Here is a 21,967-nt window from a genome sequence, read left to right on the forward strand (position 1 = left end):
TTTCACTTGGTAGAGAGGGGTTGCTGGATCAGCGGACCTTCCCTGCGGCCAGCGCCAGCTCGTCCTTGTCGAAATCATCGACATCAATCACCTTGCGTCGCGCCGCTTCGGCTTCACGCAGGGTGTGAGCCTCCATGGGTTGCAACACGCCAGCCTCGAGTGCCGTATCGATGATGTGTTCCCCGGCGACCGGTTTGACCTGGCCGCTCTTGAGCGCCGTGTGCAGTTTCTTTTGAAGAGGTTGCGCCGCGCTCAACAGATCGCTGGCGTGCTGCAATACGCCGACCGGGTCGTCGGCCGATTGCGGGCGGTAGCAACCCAGGAGCAACTCTTCCAGGGTCGGATCGCCTTTGGCACGGCCGATCACCGCTGCCACTTCGGCACCGAGTTTGTCCGATGGCCCTTTGTGGCGGCGGCCGAACGGGAACACGATTACCCGCAGCAGGCAGCCCAGCACCTTGTTCGGGAAGTTATTCAGCAATTGATCCATGGCCCGTTCGGCCTGCCCCAGGCTTTCCTCCATGGCCCAGGTCAACAGCGGCTTCATGTGTTCCGGTGAATCGAGGTCGCTGTAACGCTTGAGCGCGGCACTGGCCAGGTACAGGTTGCTGAGCACGTCACCCAGTCGTGCCGAGAGGCGTTCGCGTCGTTTCAGTTCACCGCCCAGCAACATCATGCTGAGGTCGGCCAGCAGCGCGAACGCAGCGGCCTGTCGGTTGAGCGCGCGGAAATAACCCTGGCTGAGCTTGTCGCCGGGCATGTGTTCCAGATGCCCGAAACCGAGGTTCAACACCAGGGTGCTGGCTGCGTTGCTCACGGCAAAACCGATGTGCTTGAGCAGCAGGCCGTCGAATTCGATCAGTGCCTGATCCTTGTCTTCGCGGCTGGCGAGCGCCATTTCCTTGAGGACGAACGGATGGCAGCGAATCGCGCCCTGGCCGAAGATCATCAGGTTGCGCGAGAGAATGTTCGCCCCTTCCACGGTGATGCAGATCGGCGCGCCATTCCAGATTCGACCGAGATAATTCCTTGGCCCCATGATGATTGCCTTGCCGCCATGCACATCCATGGCATGGGTGATGCACTCGCGACCACGTTCGGTGAGGTGATATTTGAGAATGGCCGACAGCACCGACGGCTTCTCGCCCAGATCCACCGCATTGGTCGTCAGCATTCGTGCCGCGTCCATCATCCAGGCATTGCCAGCGATGCGTCCCATGGCTTCCTGAATGCCTTCGAAGGCGGCAATCGGAACGTTGAACTGCTCGCGAATCCGCGCGTATTGGCCGGTCACAAGGCTGGTGAACTTGGCCATACCGGTACCGACCGCTGGCAGGGAGATCGAGCGCCCGACCGACAGGCAATTCATCAGCATCATCCAGCCCTTGCCGAGCATTTCCTGGCCACCGATGAGGTATTCCAGCGGCACGAATACATCCTTGCCGGAGTTCGGGCCATTCATGAACGCGGCGCCAAGCGGCAGGTGACGGCGGCCGATTTCCACACCGGCGGTATCCGTCGGTATCAGCGCCAGGCTGATGCCCAGGTCTTCCTTGTCACCCAGTAAATGGTCCGGGTCGTAGGCCTTGAACGCCAGGCCGAGCAGGGTGGCCACTGGGCCCAGTGTGATATAGCGCTTTTCCCAATTCAGGCGCAGGCCGAGGGTTTCCTTGCCTTCCCATTCGCCTTTGCAGATCACCCCGGTATCGGGCATGCCGCCCGCGTCGGAGCCGGCCAGGGGACCGGTCAGGGCAAAACAGGGGATTTCTTCGCCGCGCGCCAGGCGTGGCAAGTAATGATTGCGTTGTTCGTCGGTGCCGTAATGCAGCAACAGTTCGGCCGGGCCGAGGGAGTTGGGGACCATCACGGTGGAAGCGAGGTCGCCGCTGTGGGAGGCCAGTTTCATCGCCACTTGGGAGTGGGCATGGGCCGAGAATCCCTTGCCGCCAAATTCCTTGGGAATGATCAGGGCGAAGAAGCCGTTTTCCTTGATGAAGGCCCAGGCTTCGGCCGGCAGATCCAGGGTCTGACCGAGCTCCCAATCACTGACCATGGCACAGAGTTCATTGGTCGGGCCGTCAATAAAGGCTTGTTCTTCTTCGCTCAACTGCGCTTTGGGATAGGCCAGCAGTTTGTTCCAGTCCGGGCGGCCGCTGAACAATTCGCCGTCCCACCACACCGTACCGGCCTCGATGGCTTCACGCTCGGTTTGAGACATGGGCGGCAGGGTTTTCTGGAACCATTTGAACAGCGGCGCACTGAAGGATTTGCGACGCAGCTCGGGCAGCAACAAGGGGACCGCCACGACCGCGAGCAACACCCAGAAAATCAGCAGCAGCCAGCCTGGTGCACGGCTCAAAGCGCCCATTGCCACCAGGTAGACGGCCACGATGCCCAGTGCAGGCAGCGGCGAAATGCGACGGTGGGCCAGATAAGCTATTCCGACAATCAGAACCAGTATCCACAACAGCAGCATATTTAATCCTCCGTGAAACCAGGGCGAGCCAACCCTCAGAGCTTAGACGGCATCCGCAAAACAGGGGGGGCACAGCGTTGTGATTGAAAACGTGGGGAAACCATGGATGATTTTGTAGGCCTGATGAACGACAGGTCGTGAAAAATCGTTCATTGAACGTGCGACATAGCGTCCATGTTTGGCCGAAACGTCGTTATCTTTGTGCTTGATCGCTCGCTAGACTCGGGGCTTCCCCTGGAGATTGCCCTCATGTACGAGTATCTGAGTCCCGGCCGCTTCATCGATAGTGACCATCCCTCGGTGGTGGAGTTCGCCGAAAAACATCGTGGCAACAGTCGCGACCCACTCGAGCAGGCGATCAACCTCTATTACGCCGTCCGTGAAGCCGTTCGCTACAACCCTTACACGTTCAGCCGTGATCCACAGACCTTGCGCGGTAGTCATGCACTGGCCACCGGTGAGAGTTATTGCGTGCCCAAAGCCACGCTGTTGGCCGGGTGTGCGCGGCACTGCGCGATTCCTGCGCGCATCGGTCTGGCGGACGTACGCAATCATTTATCGACGCCGCGTCTGCTCGAATTGCTCAAGAGCGACGTGTTTGCCATGCATGGCTACACCGAGCTTTACCTTAACGGTCGATGGGTCAAAGCCACCCCGGCCTTCAATCAGGGGCTGTGTGAGCTGTTCAATGTCGCGCCGCTGGAATTCGACGGAATCAACGACAGTGTTTTCCATCCATTCAATCGCGATGGCGAGAAATTGATGGAGTATCTGATTGATCACGGCCAGTTCGCCGACGTGCCCGAAACGTTTTTCTTCGCGCACCTTGAACAGTGTTATCCGCACTTGTTCGGCGAGCAGCTGCCAGCGCTGCTGGGGGACATGCAGAGCGATTTGAGTCGTGCCTGAACCGGCGTATGCTGCCTGCGCATTCATCCATTGAGAGGCGGTCATGCTGAAGATCTGGGGTCGGAAAAATTCATCGAATGTCAGAAAGCCGTTGTGGGCCGCCGAAGAGCTGGGCCTGGCCTATGAAGCCATCGATGCCGGCGGTGCCTTTGGTGTCGTCGACACCCCGGAGTACCGCGCGATGAACCCCAATGGGCGGGTCCCGGTGATTGAAGATGATGGCTTCGTGTTGTGGGAATCCAATGCCATCGTCCGTTACCTGATGGCCCGTCACGCCGCGGGCAACGCCTGGTATCCGGCCGACCTGCAAGCCCGCGCAACGGCCGACAAGTGGATGGACTGGACCACTTCCAGTTTTGCCGGTCCGTTCCGCACGGTGTTCTGGGGCGTCTTGCGCACCCCGGCAGACCAGCAGGACTGGTCCGCCATCAAGGCGGCAATCAAGGAGTGCGAAGCACTGCTGACGATGGCCGATCAGGCACTGGCACCCCGGCCTTACCTGTCCGGCGATGAGATCGGCATGGGCGACATTCCCTTGGGCAGTTTCATTTATGCCTGGTTCGAAATGCCGATCGAGCGTGCGCCCATGCCGCATCTGGAGGCTTGGTACGCACGGCTGAAACAGCGTCCGGCTTATCAACGGGCGGTGATGACCGCGTTGACTTAATACTCACTATCGACACACTTGACTGTACTTGTGTGGCGGCGACAAGCACCATTGTGCCGGTGCGTCGTGGTTGAGTTGTCCGCCGCCCGCCCCTATTTATTCCTCTCTTCCCTTCTTGGTGCGTAAATCCGATATGAGTTCCGCTCTGTCCATCCGGCAGCTAACCAAAACCTACGGCAACGGTTTCCAGGCCTTGAGTGGTATCGATCTGGATGTCGCCGAAGGTGACTTTTTCGCCTTGCTCGGCCCCAATGGCGCCGGCAAATCCACGACCATCGGCATTCTCTCGACCCTGGTGAACAAGACCAGCGGCACGGTGAATATTTTCGGTCACGACCTGGACAAGGACCCGGCGGGGCTCAAGCGCTCCATTGGCGTCGTGCCCCAGGAGTTCAACTTCAACCAGTTTGAAAAGACCTTCGACATCGTCGTGACCCAGGCCGGTTACTACGGCATTCCGGCGAAAATTGCCAAGGAACGCGCCGAGCAGTATCTGACCCAGCTCGGTCTGTGGGACAAGCGCGATGTGCCGTCGCGTTCACTGTCCGGCGGCATGAAGCGCCGACTGATGATTGCCCGGGCGCTGGTCCACGAGCCACGCCTGTTGATCCTCGACGAACCGACCGCCGGCGTGGACATCGAACTGCGTCGCTCGATGTGGACCTTTCTCACCGAGCTGAACAAAAAAGGCATCACCATCATCCTCACCACGCATTATCTGGAAGAGGCTGAGCAGTTGTGCCGCAACATCGGCATCATCGACCACGGCACCATCGTCGAAAACACCAGCATGAAGCAGTTGCTCGGCCAATTGCACGTCGAAACCTTTCTGCTGGATTTGAAGAACAGTCTGAGCGTGCCACCGCAGCTGATCGGCTATCCGTCACGGTTGCTCGACGACCACACCCTGGAGGTCCAGGTCGACAAGAGCATGGGCATCACTGCGTTGTTCACTCAACTCGCACAGCAAAACATCGAAGTGCTGAGCCTGCGTAACAAAACCAATCGCCTCGAGGAGTTGTTCGTGTCCCTGGTGGAGAAAAATCTGTCGAAGGTGGCGGTATGAGTTCCGAGCTGCAGCCCAACCTCGTTGCCCTGAACACCATCGTCTACCGTGAGGTCCGGCGTTTTACCCGGATCTGGCCGCAGACCCTGCTGCCGCCGGCGATCACCATGGTTCTGTACTTCGTGATCTTCGGTAACCTGATCGGCCGGCAGATCGGCGACATGGGTGGTTTCACCTACATGGAGTACATCGTGCCGGGGCTGATCATGATGTCGGTGATCACCAACTCTTATGGCAACGTGGTGTCGAGTTTTTTTGGCAGCAAGTTCCAGCGTTCCATTGAAGAACTGATGGTGTCGCCGGTCTCGCCCCACACCATTCTGATTGGCTTTACCCTGGGCGGTGTACTGCGCGGGCTGATGGTTGGCGTCATCGTGACGCTGCTGTCGCTGTTCTTCACTGATTTGCAGGTACATCACCTGGGGGTGACCATTCTGGTGGTGGTGCTGACGGCGACGATCTTTTCGCTGCTGGGCTTCATCAACGCCGTGTTTGCGCGCAACTTCGATGACATTTCGATCATTCCGACCTTCGTGCTGACACCACTGACCTACCTGGGCGGGGTGTTCTACTCGATCTCGTTGCTGCCGCCGTTCTGGCAGACCGTGTCCCTGGCCAACCCGGTGCTGCACATGGTCAATGCGTTCCGCTACGGCATCCTCGGCGTGTCGGATATCCGCATCAGCATTGCGATTACCTTCATGCTGGTGGCGACCGTCGTGCTGTATATCGGTTGCGCGCGATTGCTGGTCAGCGGCCGCGGGATGCGTACCTGAGTGGCGCCAAGCCAATAAGCTGTCGATCCAGATGCCATAAAAAACGGCCTCCACTCGGGAGGCCGTTTTGCTTTCTCACATTCGACTTTTCTTGCGCCGTTTCCATTGCCGCGCCACCCACCAGCGCCAATACATCATCACCAGGCAATAGGCGAGCGCCCCGAGGGTCAGTCCCGTCACCACCGAACCCAGCAAAAACGGCTGCCACAAGGTCGATAACTCGCCGCTGATCCATTCCCAGGTCAACGCATCCGGCAGCTGGCGGGCAGGAACGTCCATCAACCAGGCGCCAGCCTGGTAAGTGCAGTAGAACACGGCAGGCATGGTGATCGGGTTGGTCAGCCAGACCAGGCTGACGGCAATCGGCATATTGCCGCGCACCATGATGGCGAGTATGGCGGCCACCAGCATCTGCAACGGGATCGGCAGGAATGCCGCGAACAGGCCAACGGCCATGGCCCGGGCCACGGAGTGGCGATTGAGGTGCCAGAGGTTCGGGTCATGCAGCAGGGTGCCGAGAAAGCGTAAGGATTTGTGTTCCCTGATGCTGGTCGGGTCTGGCATGTAGCGTTTGAATAAGCGCCGGGGCATAAGGCTTCTCGGTCGGTTAAGGCGGCAAGTATGTCTGGATTCTATGAGGCGCCCATTCAGAGTTTGTGACAATTAATAACGACGGCGGTGCGATGGGCCGACTATGCCTAGGGGCTGGACTCTCTAGGACGAGCTTATGCGCACAGGGATGGTTGCGTTGGCGCTGGGTCTGCTGGCGTTGCGTTTTTTACCGGCATTGCCGCCGGTCTGGTTATGCACGTTGTTGCCGGTTATCGGTTTGATGCTGCTGCCGTTCAGGACTTATCCAGTGGCGTTTTTCCTGTTCGGTTTGAGTTGGGCCTGCCTGCAGGCCCAATGGGCGCTGGATGATCGATTGCCCTCACGCCTCGATGGCGAAACGCGCTGGGTCGAAGGGCGGGTGGTGGGGTTGCCGCAGCATACCGAGGCAGTGGTGCGTTTCGAATTGGCCGACGCGCGGTCGCGCCACGGCACCGTGCCGCCACTCATGCGCCTGGCCTGGTATGGCGGACCGCCAGTGAAGAGCGGCGAGCGCTGGCGAGTGGCGGTCAAGTTGAAACGTCCCGCCGGGCTGCTGAATCCACATGCCTTTGATTACGACGCCTGGCTGTTGGCGCAACGAATTGGTGCGACCGGGACGGTCAAGGACGGCGAGCTATTGAGCGAGGCACGTTGGGCTTGGCGCGACGGCATCCGGCAGCGGTTGCAGGCCGTGGATGCCCAGGGCCGGACGGGCGTTCTGACGGCGTTGGTGCTGGGGGATGGTAGCGGACTCAGCCGTCAGGACTGGCAGGTGTTGCAAGACACCGGCACCGTGCATCTATTGGTGATTTCCGGGCAGCACATAGGTTTGCTGGCGGGGGTGGTGTATCTGTTGATTGCCGGACTCGCCCGCTATGGCCTGTGGCCGAACCGCCTGCCGTGGTTGCCCTGGGCCTGTGGTCTGGCATTCGCTGCAGCCCTCGGATACGGGTTGTTGGCCGGGTTCGAGGTGCCGGTGCGGCGTGCCTGTTTGATGATCGGTCTGGTGTTGTTATGGCGCCTGCGTTTTCGTCATCTCGGTGCCTGGTGGCCGCTGTTGCTTGCGCTCAATGGCGTGTTATTGCTGGATCCGCTGGCAAGTTTGCAACCGGGATTCTGGTTGTCCTTTGCGGCGGTCGCGGTGTTGATTTTCACTTTCAGCGGTCGTTTGGGGCCGTGGCGATGGTGGCAAACCTGGACGCGCGCGCAATGGTTGATCGCCATCGGCCTGGGCCCGCTTTTACTGGTGCTGGGGTTGCCGATCAGTCTCAGTGGACCGCTGGTCAACTTGCTGGCCGTGCCGTGGATCAGCCTGCTGGTGTTGCCACCTGCTTTGCTCGGGACGCTGTTATTGCCGGTGCCGTATGTGGGTGAGGGCCTGTTATGGCTCGCCGGCGGCTTGATCGATGGGTTGTTCACGGGCCTGGCGTGGATGGCTGGTCAGGTTCCGGCATGGGTGCCCACGGCGATCCCGCTGTGGGTCTGGGGGCTGGGTGCCTTGGGAGCCTTTCTCTTGTTGCTGCCGCGAGGCGTACCGTTACGCCCGCTGGGCTGGCCGCTGCTGCTGTTGCTGATTTTTCCGCCGCGTTCAGAAATACCGGAAGGCGTTGCCGACATCTGGCAACTGGACGTCGGCCAAGGTCTGGCGATCCTGGTGCGCACTCGCCACCACACGCTGCTGTATGACGCGGGTCCCCGATTCGGTGATAACGATCTTGGCGAGCGCGTGGTCTTGCCAACGTTACGCAAGCTGGGCGTGGACGGTATTGACCTGATGCTGATAAGTCACGCCCATGCCGATCATGCCGGCGGTGCGCGGGCGGTCGCCCAGGGGCTACCGGTGAAGCACGTACTCGGTGGTGAACCCGCAGAATTGCCGAATGAATGGCAAGCGGCGGGCTGCGAGAGCGGTCGGCGATGGACCTGGGACGGCGTGAACTTTGAACTGTGGCAATGGGCGCACGCCCGTGAAAGTAATCCCAAATCCTGCGTGCTGCAGATTGAAGCCAGCGGTGAGCGAATGCTGCTGACCGGCGACATCGACATGGCCGCCGAGCGAGCGTTGCTCGAGAGTCCGTTGGCCATACCCACCGACTGGCTGCAATCGCCGCACCATGGCAGCCGCAGTTCGTCCTCCATGGCGCTGCTCGACCGGTTGCGGCCCAAAGCGGTGCTGATCTCACGTGGCCAGGGCAATTCGTTCGGCCATCCACACCCGACCGTCCTGGCACGCTATCAAAAGTACGGCATGGCGATCTACGACAGTGCGGATCAAGGTGCCGTTCATCTCCAGCTCGGGCGTTTCGAGGCGCCGCGCTCAATGCGTCTGGAACGGCGCTTCTGGCGCGATCCACCACCCCTGGCCAAATAACCGGGTGTCATGAACGCCCGACCGAATGCGACATCACGGTCTTCGGTGCGCCGACCCCCTATGTTAGAGTGGCGCACTTTTTCGAGGGGACTGTCACTGTGTGGGAATTGGTTAAATCCGGCGGTTGGATGATGATACCGATCATCCTGAGTTCCATCGCGGCAATGGCGATTGTCGCTGAGCGCCTTTGGACCCTGCGTGCCAGTCGAGTCACCCCGGAGCACTTGCTCGGGCAGGTCTGGGTCTGGATCAAGGACAAGCAGCTCAATAAGGAAAAACTCAAGGAACTGCGCGCCAATTCGCCGTTGGGCGAGATCCTGGCGGCAGGTCTGGCGAACTCCAAGCATGGCCGCGAGATCATGAAAGAGTGCATTGAAGAAGCCGCCGCCCGGGTTGTCCACGAGCTGGAACGCTACATCAACGCCCTCGGTACCATTGCCGCCATGGCGCCGCTGCTGGGCCTGCTGGGCACTGTGCTGGGCATGATCGATATCTTCAGTTCGTTCATGGGCACGGGCATGGCGACCAATCCGGGTGTGTTGGCCGGCGGTATTTCCAAGGCATTGATCACTACGGCGTCGGGGCTGATCGTAGGTATCCCATCGGTGTTCTTCCATCGTTTCCTGCAACGGCGTATCGATGAGCTCGTCGTGGGCATGGAGCAGGAAGCCATCAAACTGGTCGAGGTGGTGCAGGGCGACCGTGATGTGGATCTGGCCGGGAGCAAAGCGTGAAATTCCGCCGCAAACCACGGGAAACGGTGGACATCAACCTCGTGTCGTTGATCGACGTGGTGTTTGTCCTGCTGCTGTTTTTCGTGGTGACCACGACCTTTACCCGTGAAACCCAATTGCGCGTCGACCTGCCGGAAGCGGTCAGCGGCTCGCCGGCTGAAGACCAGACCCGGCAGCTGGACATCGCCATCAGTGCCGAAGGCGTGTTTTCGGTGAATAACCAGGTCTTGCCGAAAAGCGACCTGGCGACCCTGATGGAAGCGTTGCAGAAAGAGTCAGGCGGCGATACCAGCCGGCCGCTGTCCATCAGCGCCGACGGCAAAACCCAGCATCAGGCGGTGATCACCGCCATGGACGCCGCCGGCAAGCTTGGCTTCAGTCACTTGCGCATGACCACCATCGAGGCGGCGCCGCCCGCACCCTGATGGCCATGTCCGATCGCCTGCTTGCCGCCTGGTATCGGGGTCATCCGGCCCTGAAACTTCTGCAGCCGCTGGAGTGGTTGTATCGACGCGTGGTCAACAACAAGCGCAAGCGCTTTCTGGCGGGCGAGGGTGAAATCTATCAGCCACCCGTGCCGTTGATCGTGGTCGGCAACATCACCGTCGGCGGCACCGGCAAGACACCGCTGATTCTGTGGATGATCCAGCATTGCCAGCGCAGTGGTTTGCGGGTGGGTGTGGTCAGTCGTGGTTACGGCGCCAGGCCGGCGCAATGGCCATGGCGGGTCGAGGCGGATCAAGCCGCAGACATTGCAGGTGACGAGCCATTGTTGATCGTCCAGCGCACCGGTGTGCCGTTGATGATCGACCCCAATCGCAGCAATGCCGTCAAATCCTTGCTGGCGAGCGAGCCGCTGGATCTGATTTTGTCCGATGACGGCATGCAGCATTACCGGCTGGCGCGGGATCTGGAGCTGGTGCTTATCGACGCTGCCCGTGGCCTGGGCAACCAGCGTTGCCTGCCGGCCGGGCCGCTGCGTGAACCGGTCGAACGCCTGCAAAGCGTCGATGCGGTGCTCTATAACGGCGCCATGGCTGATCCAGACGGGGGGTTCGCTTTCCAGTTGCAACCCACCGCGCTGGTCAATCTGCAAAGCGGTGAGCGTCGTCCCCTCGATCACTTTCCAAAAGGCCAGGCGCTGCACGCGGTGGCCGGGATCGGCAATCCGCAGCGTTTCTTCAAGACCCTCGAAACGCTACACTGGCAACTCGTGCCACATGCCTTCGCCGACCATGCCGAATATAGCGTGCAGGCCTTGAATTTCACTCCGTCATTGCCATTGGTGATGACCGAAAAGGACGCGGTGAAGTGCCGTGCCTTCGCCGCTGCCGATTGGTGGTACCTGGCGGTCGATGCTGTGCCGTCGCCGGCCTTCGTGGCCTGGTTCGATACGCAGTTGATGCGCCTGTTGCCGGCTCGACTTTTGCCTTAAACCGTTTTATCCAGGGAATGCTCATGGACACCAAATTGCTCGACATCCTCGCCTGCCCGGTCTGCAAAGGCCCGCTCAAGCTCAGCGCCGACAAGACCGAGCTGATCAGCAAGGGCGCCGGCCTGGCTTATCCGATCCGGGACGGTATTCCGGTGATGCTCGAAACCGAAGCTCGCACCCTCACGACCGATGAGCGTCTGGACAAATGACCGCAGCCTTTACCGTTGTCATTCCTTCGCGATACGCCTCTACGCGCCTGCCGGGCAAGCCACTGCTGTTGATCGCCGGCAAGCCGATGATTCAACACGTTTGGGAGCAGGCCAGCAAAAGCAGCGCCCAGCGTGTGGTGGTTGCCACTGATGACGCCCGTATTGTCGAGGCTTGCCAGGGTTTTGGCGCTGAGGTGGTGCTGACTCGCGAAGACCACAACTCCGGTACCGATCGCCTGGCAGAAGTCGCGGCGAAACTGGGCCTGGCGCCCGATGCCATCGTTGTCAACGTCCAGGGCGATGAGCCGTTGATCCCGCCGAGCGTGATCGATCAGGTCGCCGCCAACCTGGCTATCCACACCGAAGCGCGCATGGCCACCCTGGCCGAGCCGATCGACGATGTTGAAACCCTGTTCAATCCCAACGTGGTCAAGGTTGTCAGTGATCTCAATGGCCTGGCCCTGACCTTCAGTCGCGCCACGCTACCGTGGGCACGGGATGCTTTCGCCAAGAGCCGCGAGCAATTGCCGCAAGGCGTGCCTTACCGCCGCCACATCGGTATTTATGCGTACCGCGCCGGTTTCCTGCATGACTTTGTCAGCTGGGGGCCATGCTGGCTGGAAAATACCGAGAGCCTGGAACAACTGCGTGCGCTGTGGCACGGCGTGCGGATTCACGTTGCCGATGCGCTGATCGCACCGCCGGCCGGCGTCGATACCATTGAAGACCTTGAGCGCGTTCGTCGCCTGCTGGAGGCCTGATGCGTGTTTTGTTTGTATGCCTGGGCAACATCTGTCGTTCACCCACGGCCGAAGGCGTGCTGCGGCATAAATTGCGTGAGGCGGGGCTGGCCGACCAGATAGAAGTCGCCTCCGCCGGCACCGGTGAATGGCACGTCGGCCAGGCACCGGACAAGCGTAGCCAGGCGGCTGCCAAGCTGCGAGGTTATGATTTGTCCGCCCAGCGCGCCCAACAAGTGACCCGTGCCGATTTCGCCACCTACGACCTGATCCTGGCGATGGATAAAAGCAATCTGCGCGATCTCGAGTCCATGCAACCGGTCAAGGGTAAAGCAGAGCTGGATCTGTTTCTGCGTCGCTATCAGTCGGGCATCGATGAGGTGCCGGATCCCTATCACGACAGTGACCAGGGCTTCGAGCGAGTACTGGATTTGATCGAGCGCGCCAGTGATCTGCTGGTGATCGAATTGAAGGGACGGTTATGAGTCTGCAGGTGCGGCAACAGGTTTCGCTCAAACCGTACAACAGCTTTGGCGTGGATGTTCAGGCCCGTCTGTTTGCCGAGGCCCATAGCGACGCCGACGTGCGTGACGCTCTGGCTTATGCCCGGGACCATGATGTGCCCCTGCTGGTCATCGGTGGTGGCAGCAACTTGTTGTTGACGGCAGACGTGTCGTCGCTGGTGCTGCGCATGGCCACTCGCGGGGTTCGTGTGCTAAGCGACGATGGCAGCAAAGTCGTGCTTGAAGCCGAGGCTGGCGAGCCCTGGCATCCGTTCGTGCAGCACACGCTGGCGCAGGGGTTGTCCGGTCTGGAAAACCTGAGCCTGATTCCCGGCACCGTCGGCGCGGCACCGATGCAGAACATCGGTGCTTATGGCGTCGAGATCAAGGACGTGTTTGCCGGCCTGACGGCGCTCGATCGCCACAGCGGAGAGCTGCGCGACTTCAGCCTGGAAGAGTGCGACTTCGCTTACCGCGACAGCGTCTTCAAGCAGCAACCGGGGCGCTGGTTGATCCTTCGGGTACGTTTCACGCTCGACCGCACCGCGCATCTGCACCTGGATTACGGCCCGGTGCGTCAGCGCCTGACCGAGCAGGGCATCGATCAGCCGACCGCCACTGACGTCAGCCAGGCCATTTGCAGTATCCGCAACGAGAAGCTTCCGGACCCGGCGGTGCTCGGAAACGCTGGCAGTTTCTTCAAGAATCCGCTGGTGCCGGCCGCGCTGGTCACGCAGCTCAAGGGCGAATACCCGGATTTGGTGGCCTACGCGCAACCGGACGGTCAGATGAAGCTGGCCGCAGGCTGGCTGATCGAACGGGCAGGGTGGAAAGGGTTTCGCGAGAACGATGCCGGCGTGCATAAATTACAGGCATTGGTGTTGGTCAATTATGGCAGTGCCACCGGGCTGCAATTGCTCGACCTGGCACAGCGTATCCAGAAAGACATTTCAGAGCGTTTTCATGTCAATCTGGAAATGGAGCCCAATCAGTATTGAGGCTAAGCTTTCTAGACTGATCTCAAAGCCCTGCACAACTTCCATTGTGCAGGGCTTTTTTGTTAATGCTGGGTTAACTTAGCCACCTAACGATACCAGTATTTGCTCCATCCAAAGGCCCGGTGCAGACGTGTTCGTTCGCACAAGAGAGCCCATTAGCCTGAGTCGATCTGCGATGACCGAACCGCTTGGTGAAAGCGGCAGATTGCTCGACCCCATAACCCAATACTATGCGGGCGTGCCCATGATTACCCTGAAACTCAATGGTCAAGACCATCAACTCGACGTCACCGAGGACATGCCGCTGCTCTGGGCGATCCGCGACGTGGCCGGCTACAACGGCACCAAATTCGGCTGCGGCATGGGCTTGTGCGGTGCCTGCACCATTCACATCGAAGGCGCCCCTGCACGCAGCTGCATCACGCCAATCGGCTCGGTCGTGGGGCAGAATGTCACCACGATCGACAATCTGCATGCCGACCCGGTCGGCCAAGTCGTGCAGCAAGCCTGGCTCGATACGGCCGTAGCCCAGTGCGGTTACTGTCAGGGCGGGCAAATCATGTCGGCTACCGCATTGCTTAAAACCAATCCGAACCCCAGCGACGAACAGATCGAAGAGGCAATGGTCGGCAACATTTGCCGCTGCGGCACCTACAACCGCATCAAGACCGCCATCCGCCAGGCATCCACTCACTTGAAGGGGGCCAAGGCATGAGCCAGTTACCGAATGATTTCGCCCTGAGCAACCTCAGTCGGCGTGGTTTCCTCAAAGGCGTCGGCGCTGCGGGTGCGCTGGTGGTGGCCGCCAGTTGGGGCTGGCAAGACGCGTTCGCCGAGGAGGCGCAGAAGAAGTTCGGCGCCGATGGCATGCCCCATGGCTGGGTCGACGATCCCAAGGTTTATCTCAGCATCGCCACCGACGGCACGGTGACGGTTATCTGCAACCGTTCGGAAATGGGCCAGGGTGTGCGCACCAGCCTGACCATGGTCGTGGCCGACGAACTCGAAGCCGATTGGGCGCGGGTCAAAGTCAAGCAGGCACCGGGCGACGAAGTGCGTTTCGGCAACCAGGACACCGACGGTTCGCGCAGCATGCGCCACTGGTACGAGCCAATGCGCCGCTGCGGTGCCGCCGCGCGGACCATGCTGGAGCAGGCGGCTGCCGAACAGTGGAAAGTGCCGGTCGGTGAATGTCATGCGCAATTGCATAAAGTCATCCACAAACCTTCCGGTCGCGAGCTGGATTATGGCGCCCTGGCCGCCGCTGCCGGCGCCTTGGCCGTGCCGGCGCGTGACAGTCTGCGACTCAAGCAACCTTCGGAGTTCCGTTACATCGGCAAGGAAGGCACCAGGGCCATCGACGGCGACGACATCGTCAACGGTCGCGCGGTGTTTGGTGCCGACGTGCATGTCGACGGCATGCTGTTCGCCACCATCGCCCGTCCAGCGGTGTACGGTGGCAAGGTCAAAACGTTCGATGCCAGCGCCGCGATGAAAGTCCCCGGTGTGCTCAAGGTCGTGCAGATCGAAAGCCGTCCACTGCCATCAGAGTTCCAACCGCTGGGTGGGGTGGCGGTGGTGGCCAGTAACACCTGGGCGGCGATCAAGGGACGTGAAGCGCTGAAAATCGAATGGGATGACGGCGCCAATGCCAGTTACGACTCGATCGCCTACCGCAAGGAGCTGGAAGCCGCTTCGCTCAAACCCGGCAAAGTGGTGCGCAACACGGGCAACATCGATGAAGCCATGAGCGGCGCCAACAGCACGCTGGAAGCCTCCTACTACTTGCCGCATCTATCGCAGTCACCGATGGAGCCAATGGTCGCCATCGCCCGCTACAAGGACGGTGTGTGCGAAGCCTGGGGCCCGAGTCAGGCGCCACAGGTCACCCGTGAGCGGATCAGCGAACGTCTCGGCCTGCCGTTCGACAATGTCACCTTCAATGTCACCTTGTTGGGTGGCGGTTTCGGCCGCAAGTCGAAGCCCGATTTCATTATCGAGGCGGCGATTCTTGCCAAGGAGTTCCCTGGCAAAGCCGTGCGCGTGCAATGGACCCGCGAAGACGACATCCACTGCTCCTATTTCCATACCGTGTCCGCCGAATACCTGAAGGCCAGCCTGAACAAGGATGGCCTGCCATCCGGCTGGTTGCATCGCACGGTAGCACCGAGCATCACCGCATTATTCGCGCCGGGCATGAACCACGAGGCGGCATTCGAGTTGGGCATGGGCTTTACCAACATGGCTTACGCGATCCCCAACGTACGCCTGGAAAACCCCGAAGCGGCGGTACACACCCGGGTGGGCTGGTATCGCTCGGTGTCGAACATTCCCCACGGCTTTGCGATCCAGAGTTTCGTCGATGAACTGGCGCACAAGGCCGGACAGGACCCGCTGAAGTACCAGATCAAATTGCTCGGTCCGGACCGTCGGATCGATCCGCGCACCTTGAGCGAAGAGTGGAACTACGGTGAATCACCGGAACGTTACCCGATCGACACCGGACGTTTGCGCACGGTGCTGGAAACTGCCGCCAAAGCCGCCGGTTGGGGGCGCGAGCTGCCGAAAGGGCGCGGCCTGGGCCTGGCGGTGCATTACAGCTTCGTCACATACGTGGCGGCGGTGATCGAAGTCGAGGTCAAAGATGATGGCACGTTGATTGTGCACAAGGCTGACATTGCCGTGGATTGCGGGCCGCAGATCAACCCCGAGCGGATTCGCTCACAGTTTGAAGGCGCCTGCGTGATGGGCCTTGGCAATGCGGTGCTGGGTGAGATCAGCTTCAAGGATGGCAAGGTCCAGCAGGACAACTTCCATATGTACGAAGTGGCGCGCATGTCCCTGGCGCCGAAGGAGGTCGCGGTGCATCTGGTCACGCCGCCGGGCAATGTCCCGTTGGGCGGCGTCGGCGAACCCGGCGTGCCGCCGATTGCGCCGGCGCTGTGTAACGCGATCTTCGCTGCCACCGGCAAGCGCATTCGCAGCCTGCCGGTTCGCTATCAGTTGCAGGGCTGGCAAAAGGCTGAAGCCTGATGGACAGCGCTGATCTGAATGTCCTGCGCAGTGTCCTGGAGTGGCGGCGCGCCGGTCAGCGGGTGGTGTTGTACAGCGTGGTCCAGACCTGGGGCACCGCGCCCCGGGCACCCGGGGCCATGCTGGCCTTGCGTGAAGACGGCGTGGTGATCGGTTCGGTGTCGGGTGGTTGTGTCGAGGACGACCTGATCGCCCGGTTGCACGATGGTCGGATTCCGGTAGACGGGCCGCCGGTGCAATTGATCACCTACGGCGTGACCCGCGAAGAGGCGGCACGTTTTGGCTTGCCCTGCGGCGGCACGTTGCGATTAACCGAGGAGCGTGTCGGTGATCCGGCGTGGGTCGCTGAACTGCTGGCGCGTTGCGAAGCCCACGAAATCGTGGCGCGTTGCCTTGATATCGCAACCGGTGAAGTGGTTTTGCAGCCGGCCGGTAAAACGGATGTACTGGTGTTTGACGAGCAGACTTTGCGCGCGATCTATGGCCCCCGCTGGCGCTTGTTGTTGATCGGCGCGGGGCAATTGTCGCGCTACGTTGCCGAAATGGCGCGGCTGCTGGATTTCGAAGTGCTGATTTGCGATCCGCGGACCGAGTTCGTCTATGGCTGGGAAGAGCAGCATGGTCGTTTCGTCTCCGGCATGCCCGACGAGGCGGTGCTGAGTATCCAGACCGACGAGCGCACGGCCATCGTGGCCTTGACTCACGATCCACGCCTGGATGACATGGCCCTGCTCACGGCCCTCGACTCCAGGGCGTTTTATGTCGGCGCGCTGGGCTCACGGGTCAACAGTCAGAAGCGCCGGGACAATCTGGCGCAGTTGGGCTTGTCGCAACATTCCATTGAGCGGCTGCACGGTCCGATCGGTTTGCATATCGGCAGTCATAACCCGGCGGAAATCGCCTTGTCGCTGATGGCTGAAATCGTGGCCATTAAAAATGGCGTGGAGCTGAAACAGAAGAAGCCGGTACGGGAGCGCGTATGAGCGAGTCCATCGGCGTCATTGTGCTGGCAGCGGGGCAGGGCAGTCGGTTTCGTCAGCTCGCCGGCGCCGACAAGGACAAGTTACTGGCCGATTGCACCGGCCGCGATGGCGCGGTTCGTTCGGTGATCGAACATGTGCTGGTGAATCTTCCGGCCAATGGCGGCAAGCGCGTCCTGGTGACCACCGCTGATCGACCTCAAGTGATTCGCATGGCCCAGGCCTATGGCTGCGAAATTGTGTTGATCGAGGCCATCGGCATGGGTGACAGCATTGCTGCGGGAGTTTCTGCCTGTGCCCAACTCGATGGCTGGTTGATGGTGTTGGGTGACATGCCGTTCATCCTCCCGTCCAGCATTGAAAAAATCCTGGCGGGTATCAGTCACGACAGCGTCAGCGTGCCGGTGCAAAACGGAGAGTATGGGCATCCGGTCGGGTTCGGACGTGATTTCGCGGCGGGATTGATGGCGCTATCGGGAGATCGTGGCGCCAAGCCTCTATTTGCCAAGGGGCGCGTGGTTGAGGTGGCTGTGGGGGATCCCGGGGTGTTGTGGGATGTGGATGTGCCGCAGAAGTTGGTCTTCAAATAATCGCTGATCCCTGTGGAAGCTCACGCCCACAGGGAATCGGTGTGATTGTCCTAGATATGAAAAAGCCCCGCCTGGGTTACCAGGCGGGGCTTTTCATTAGCCGATGGAATCAGACGAGAGGTTTAGGCTCGTGTTCTTTTTCCAGGGCTTGTTCGTGTTGCTCAATCGCTTCCTGAACGGAGCGTGGTGCTTCGTGGATTGCGGATTGAGCTGGCTCGGCATCAACTTCTGCAGTCGGGGCAGGTGCTGCCTCGGCCACTTCAGCAACGACTGCTTCAGCCTGAGCAGCAGCGGCAGCCAATTCGGCTTCCTTCTGCAGGCGCTCTTCTTCACGCTTGCGACGACGCACTTCACGTGGGTCGTTCGGTGCGCGGCCACTTGGTGTCAGGGCGTTGGCCGGAGCGGCAGCAACCACTGGTGCAGGCACTTCGGCAACTACCGGCGTTTCCACGACAGGAGCAGGCTCGGCTGCTGCGACGAGCGGCTCGGAGGTCACTGCATCGGCAACCGGAGCTTCAATCGCCGGAGCTTCAACGACTGGCGCTGGAGTTTCGGTTACGGCTGGCTCGGCAACCCAGTTGAACGCGGTTTGCTCTTCGCGAGCTTCACGAACGGCTTCGGTCACGGTTTCAGTGGCGGTTTCGACAACCGGCTCTGCAACCACGACAGGCGCTTCAACCACAGGCTCTACGTGTGGTGCTTGTGCCACTTCGACTTCCGGCGATGCGGTAGCTTCGACCGGGGTAGTCGCTTCAACGACTGGCGCTTCGACTGGAGCGGTTTCCAGGGTGGCGGCAGTGGCGCGTTCGGCTTGCTCGTTGGCCTGTGCTTCGGCCGGGGCGCTGATCACGGTGCTGGCAACGGCTGCGGTAACAGCCAGGCCGGCGGCGAGGTCGGCGGTGCTTGGTGCTTCATTGCTTTCGCCGGATTCGGATTCTTCCGAACCTTCGATCACATTGCCGTTGGCATCGCGTTGACGCTCGCGACGGTTGCTGCGACGACGCTGGCCACGGGAACGGCGGCGCGGACGATCGCCTTCGGCGCCATCCTGACCTTCTTCCTGCAGTTGCTCTTCGTTGGTGGTCAGCTCTTCTTCGGCGATGGCAGCGGCTTGTTCGGCACGGGGTTGACGCTCTTCACGCGGTGGGCGTGGAGCACGTTCTTCGCGTGGCGGACGGGCCGGGCGCTCTTCAGCGGTCGCCGCCGCAGCCGGAGCAGCAGCCGGAGCAGCATCCAGAGGCTCACGCAGTTCACGAACGCGCTCTTCGCGTTCGCCACGTGGCTTGCGGTCTTCACGCGGTGCGCGAGGTGCACGTTCTTCTCGTGGAGCACGCGGTGCGCGTTCTTCACGTGCTACGGCTGGTGTTTCTTCACGGGCTTCGCGTGGTTGACGCTCTTCGCGTGGCTCACGTGGTGCGCGCTCTTCACGCGGTGCACGTTCTTCGCGCGGCTTGCGTTCTTCATCGCGGCGACCGTTACGGTTGCGGCTCTGCTGGCGACCGTTGCGACGTTGTTCTTCATTGCTGCGAGCCGGACGCTCGGTGGCAGCCGGTTTCTCGACCACGGCCGGGGCAGCAGGCTCTTCCTTGCAGGCGAACAGGCTGACCAGCGACTTCACCAGGCCCTTGAACAGGCTTGGCTCTGGAGCGGCGACGGGAGCGGCAACCGGAGCGGCAACCGGAGCGGCAACGACTTCGGTCGGAACCGGAGCGTTGGCACGGGCTGGCGCAGTCTTGACCGCGGCTTCCTGGCGAACCAGGGTGCGGGTCGCTGCGGCCGGCTGGACTTCTTCCACTTCGGCAGCGGCAGCAGCGATTTCGTAGCTGGACTGGTTGATCGCGGCTTCAGGGCTGTCATCACGCAGACGCTGAACTTCGAAGTGCGGCGTTTCGAGGTGATCGTTCGGCAGAATAACGATGCGGGCACGGGTGCGCAGTTCGATCTTGGTGATCGAGTTGCGTTTTTCGTTGAGCAGGAACGCGGCGACCGGGATCGGCACCTGGGCGCGAACTTCGGCGGTGCGGTCTTTCAGTGCTTCTTCTTCGATCAGGCGCAGGATCGCCAGCGACAGCGATTCAACATCACGGATGATGCCGGTGCCGTTGCAACGCGGGCAGACGATGCCACTGCTTTCGCCCAGGGAAGGACGCAGGCGCTGACGGGACATTTCCAGCAGACCGAAGCGCGAGATGCGACCGACTTGCACGCGGGCGCGGTCGGCTTCCAGGCATTCGCGGACTTTTTCTTCCACGGCGCGCTGGTTCTTGGCAGGGGTCATGTCGATGAAGTCGATGACGATCAGGCCGCCAATGTCACGCAGGCGCAACTGACGGGCGATTTCTTCGGCGGCTTCGAGGTTGGTCTGCAGGGCGGTTTCTTCGATGTCGCTGCCTTTGGTGGCGCGCGCCGAGTTGATGTCGATGGACACCAGGGCTTCGGTCGGATCGATAACGATGGAGCCGCCGGAAGGCAGTTCGACGACGCGCTGGAATGCGGTTTCGATCTGGCTTTCGATCTGGAAGCGATTGAACAGCGGAACGCTGTCTTCGTACAGCTTGATCTTGCTGGCGTACTGCGGCATCACCTGGCGGATGAAGGTCAGGGCTTCGTCCTGGGCTTCGACGCTGTCGATCAGCACTTCGCCGATGTCCTGGCGCAGGTAATCGCGGATGGCGCGGATGATCACGTTGCTTTCCTGATAGATCAGGAATGGCGCGGAGCGATCCAGCGAGGCTTCTTTGATGGCGGTCCAGAGTTGCAGCAGGTAGTCGAGGTCCCACTGCATTTCTTCACTGCTGCGGCCCAGGCCGGCAGTGCGCACGATCAGACCCATGTCGGCCGGGGCAACCAGGCCGTTCAGGGCTTCGCGCAATTCGTTGCGCTCTTCGCCTTCGATGCGACGGGAGATACCGCCGGCACGCGGGTTGTTCGGCATCAGTACCAGGTAACGACCGGCCAGGCTGATGAACGTGGTCAGGGCGGCGCCCTTGTTGCCACGTTCTTCTTTTTCGACCTGAACGATGACTTCCTGGCCTTCGCTCAGGACGTCCTTGATGTTGACGCGGCCTTCAGGGGCTTTCTTGAAGTATTCGCGGGAGATTTCTTTGAGTGGCAGGAAGCCGTGGCGCTCGGAGCCGAAATCGACAAAGGCAGCCTCAAGGCTTGGTTCGATGCGAGTAATCCGGCCTTTATAGATGTTGGCCTTCTTCTGCTCGCGTGCACCGGATTCGATGTCCAGGTCGTAGAGGCGCTGGCCATCTACCAGTGCAACACGCAACTCTTCGGGTTGAGTTGCGTTAATCAGCATTCTTTTCATGTAGTACCGTCGGTTTCCGGGCTGCCGGAAACGGCGTTCGGCACACACGACTTCTCACGGTCGGTGTCAGGTGCGTCAGGAGTGGTTGGACACTCCAGTGTCTAGCGAACCCCGACCAATTGGGCCGGCGTCGCGACGTACGCGTCCTGCTTGCTGTGGCTACTTAAGCACTCAGTCAGGAGGAGGAATCAACCAGCGGCTGTGGACGAGATGAAGCGTCTTGATAAAGCCTATTGCTACACAGTCCAGCGGTTGTGCATCTCCACCCTACACGTATCCCTGATAATTCGGGTGCTGCCGCGCGCAGAATCCGCAGCGGGTTGGCATTTACCGTGAGCTCCGATAGGGGAGGTCACGCATCATGGCTAATTTAGGCGTTGTTTCCGAAGCGTTCGCTCGGGGTCATTCGCAGCTGACTGCACTTTGTGAACTGGCCATGAATATTGGCTCGCAAGACGAGTGAAAACTCTGCTTTGCGGTTTGATTCAGGCCTCATGTCACCTGCGCTTGTTACACCTGCAAACTCCACCGTTACGTAGCGAAAGCCCCGTAGGACGGCCTCGCGTCCTGGTG

General features: G+C 60.7%; 19 protein-coding genes. 16 read left to right on the forward strand and 3 right to left on the reverse strand.

Annotation, left to right across the window (positions count from 1 at the left end):
- Nucleotides 1–28 precede the first annotated feature (28 nt).
- Nucleotides 29–2,476: an acyl-CoA dehydrogenase gene (locus tag ACX3YD_RS24380; protein WP_458961241.1), complete on the reverse strand. Its 2,448-nt coding sequence runs from the start codon at nucleotides 2,474–2,476 to the stop codon at nucleotides 29–31.
- A 249-nt stretch (nucleotides 2,477–2,725) separates the two neighbouring features.
- Here ACX3YD_RS24380 and ACX3YD_RS24385 point away from each other — a divergent pair, with 249 nt between their 5' ends.
- From ACX3YD_RS24385 to ACX3YD_RS24400, 4 genes are all read left to right on the forward strand, one after another.
- The gene (locus ACX3YD_RS24385) at nucleotides 2,726–3,385 is read left to right on the forward strand and encodes a transglutaminase-like domain-containing protein (protein WP_458961242.1); all 660 of its coding nucleotides are present in this window, start codon (nucleotides 2,726–2,728) and stop codon (nucleotides 3,383–3,385) included.
- A 43-nt stretch (nucleotides 3,386–3,428) separates the two neighbouring features.
- A complete protein-coding gene (locus tag ACX3YD_RS24390) occupies nucleotides 3,429–4,052 on the forward strand; it encodes a glutathione S-transferase family protein (protein WP_458961243.1) in 624 nt (207 codons plus the stop codon).
- Nucleotides 4,053–4,185: 133 nt separating this feature from the next.
- Nucleotides 4,186–5,118, forward strand: a complete 933-nt coding sequence (locus tag ACX3YD_RS24395; protein WP_103406459.1) for an ABC transporter ATP-binding protein — start codon at nucleotides 4,186–4,188, stop codon at nucleotides 5,116–5,118.
- Nucleotides 5,115–5,894, forward strand: a complete 780-nt coding sequence (locus ACX3YD_RS24400) for an ABC transporter permease (protein ID WP_103406458.1) — start codon at nucleotides 5,115–5,117, stop codon at nucleotides 5,892–5,894. Before ACX3YD_RS24395 ends, ACX3YD_RS24400 begins: the two co-directional genes overlap by 4 nt.
- 75 nt (nucleotides 5,895–5,969) lie before the next feature.
- On the opposite strand, the gene ACX3YD_RS24405 is transcribed toward ACX3YD_RS24400, so the two are convergent.
- On the reverse strand, nucleotides 5,970–6,485 hold the full coding sequence (locus ACX3YD_RS24405) for a DUF2062 domain-containing protein (RefSeq protein WP_458961244.1): 516 nt from the start codon (nucleotides 6,483–6,485) through the stop codon (nucleotides 5,970–5,972).
- Between the two features lie 136 nt (nucleotides 6,486–6,621).
- On the opposite strand from ACX3YD_RS24405, the gene ACX3YD_RS24410 reads away from it, so the two are divergent.
- The 12 genes from ACX3YD_RS24410 to ACX3YD_RS24465 all read left to right on the forward strand — a co-directional run bounded on the left by ACX3YD_RS24410 (nucleotide 6,622) and on the right by ACX3YD_RS24465 (nucleotide 18,078).
- Entirely contained in the window at nucleotides 6,622–8,856 is a 2,235-nt protein-coding gene (locus ACX3YD_RS24410) for a DNA internalization-related competence protein ComEC/Rec2 (protein ID WP_458961245.1), read from the forward strand.
- A 98-nt stretch (nucleotides 8,857–8,954) separates the two neighbouring features.
- A complete protein-coding gene (locus tag ACX3YD_RS24415) occupies nucleotides 8,955–9,590 on the forward strand; it encodes a MotA/TolQ/ExbB proton channel family protein (RefSeq protein ID WP_047526945.1) in 636 nt (211 codons plus the stop codon).
- Nucleotides 9,587–10,015: an ExbD/TolR family protein gene (locus tag ACX3YD_RS24420; RefSeq protein WP_047526947.1), complete on the forward strand. Its 429-nt coding sequence runs from the start codon at nucleotides 9,587–9,589 to the stop codon at nucleotides 10,013–10,015. The genes ACX3YD_RS24415 and ACX3YD_RS24420 overlap by 4 nt, the downstream gene beginning before the upstream one ends.
- Nucleotides 10,015–11,025 (forward strand): tetraacyldisaccharide 4'-kinase, encoded by a 1,011-nt coding sequence (gene lpxK / locus ACX3YD_RS24425; protein WP_103406455.1) that lies wholly within the window; start codon nucleotides 10,015–10,017, stop codon nucleotides 11,023–11,025. The genes ACX3YD_RS24420 and lpxK overlap by 1 nt, the downstream gene beginning before the upstream one ends.
- A 23-nt stretch (nucleotides 11,026–11,048) precedes the next feature.
- Complete coding sequence (locus ACX3YD_RS24430) at nucleotides 11,049–11,234, forward strand: Trm112 family protein (protein ID WP_007945752.1); 186 nt, start codon at nucleotides 11,049–11,051, stop codon at nucleotides 11,232–11,234.
- Nucleotides 11,231–11,995 (forward strand): 3-deoxy-manno-octulosonate cytidylyltransferase, encoded by a 765-nt coding sequence (gene kdsB / locus ACX3YD_RS24435; RefSeq protein WP_103406454.1) that lies wholly within the window; start codon nucleotides 11,231–11,233, stop codon nucleotides 11,993–11,995. Before ACX3YD_RS24430 ends, kdsB begins: the two co-directional genes overlap by 4 nt.
- Nucleotides 11,995–12,459 carry a low molecular weight protein-tyrosine-phosphatase gene (locus ACX3YD_RS24440; RefSeq protein ID WP_047526959.1) on the forward strand — a complete coding sequence of 155 codons (465 nt, stop codon included), beginning with the start codon at nucleotides 11,995–11,997 and terminating at the stop codon, nucleotides 12,457–12,459. The genes kdsB and ACX3YD_RS24440 overlap by 1 nt, the downstream gene beginning before the upstream one ends.
- Complete coding sequence (murB, locus tag ACX3YD_RS24445) at nucleotides 12,456–13,475, forward strand: UDP-N-acetylmuramate dehydrogenase (protein WP_458961246.1); 1,020 nt, start codon at nucleotides 12,456–12,458, stop codon at nucleotides 13,473–13,475. The genes ACX3YD_RS24440 and murB overlap by 4 nt, the downstream gene beginning before the upstream one ends.
- Nucleotides 13,476–13,719: 244 nt before the next feature.
- A complete protein-coding gene (locus ACX3YD_RS24450) occupies nucleotides 13,720–14,190 on the forward strand; it encodes a (2Fe-2S)-binding protein (RefSeq protein WP_047526963.1) in 471 nt (156 codons plus the stop codon).
- Nucleotides 14,187–16,508, forward strand: a complete 2,322-nt coding sequence (locus ACX3YD_RS24455; RefSeq protein WP_458961247.1) for a xanthine dehydrogenase family protein molybdopterin-binding subunit — start codon at nucleotides 14,187–14,189, stop codon at nucleotides 16,506–16,508. The genes ACX3YD_RS24450 and ACX3YD_RS24455 overlap by 4 nt, the downstream gene beginning before the upstream one ends.
- On the forward strand, nucleotides 16,508–17,491 hold the full coding sequence (locus ACX3YD_RS24460) for an XdhC family protein (protein WP_458961248.1): 984 nt from the start codon (nucleotides 16,508–16,510) through the stop codon (nucleotides 17,489–17,491). Before ACX3YD_RS24455 ends, ACX3YD_RS24460 begins: the two co-directional genes overlap by 1 nt.
- Nucleotides 17,488–18,078, forward strand: coding sequence for a nucleotidyltransferase family protein (locus ACX3YD_RS24465; RefSeq protein ID WP_458961249.1), 591 nt, complete (start codon nucleotides 17,488–17,490; stop codon nucleotides 18,076–18,078). The genes ACX3YD_RS24460 and ACX3YD_RS24465 overlap by 4 nt, the downstream gene beginning before the upstream one ends.
- A gap of 109 nt (nucleotides 18,079–18,187) precedes the next feature.
- On the opposite strand, the gene rne is transcribed toward ACX3YD_RS24465, so the two are convergent.
- Nucleotides 18,188–21,394 (reverse strand): ribonuclease E, encoded by a 3,207-nt coding sequence (rne, locus tag ACX3YD_RS24470; protein ID WP_458961250.1) that lies wholly within the window; start codon nucleotides 21,392–21,394, stop codon nucleotides 18,188–18,190.
- Nucleotides 21,395–21,967: the final 573 nt, after the last annotated feature.

The organism is Pseudomonas fluorescens group sp. PF-1 (assembly GCF_054481335.1).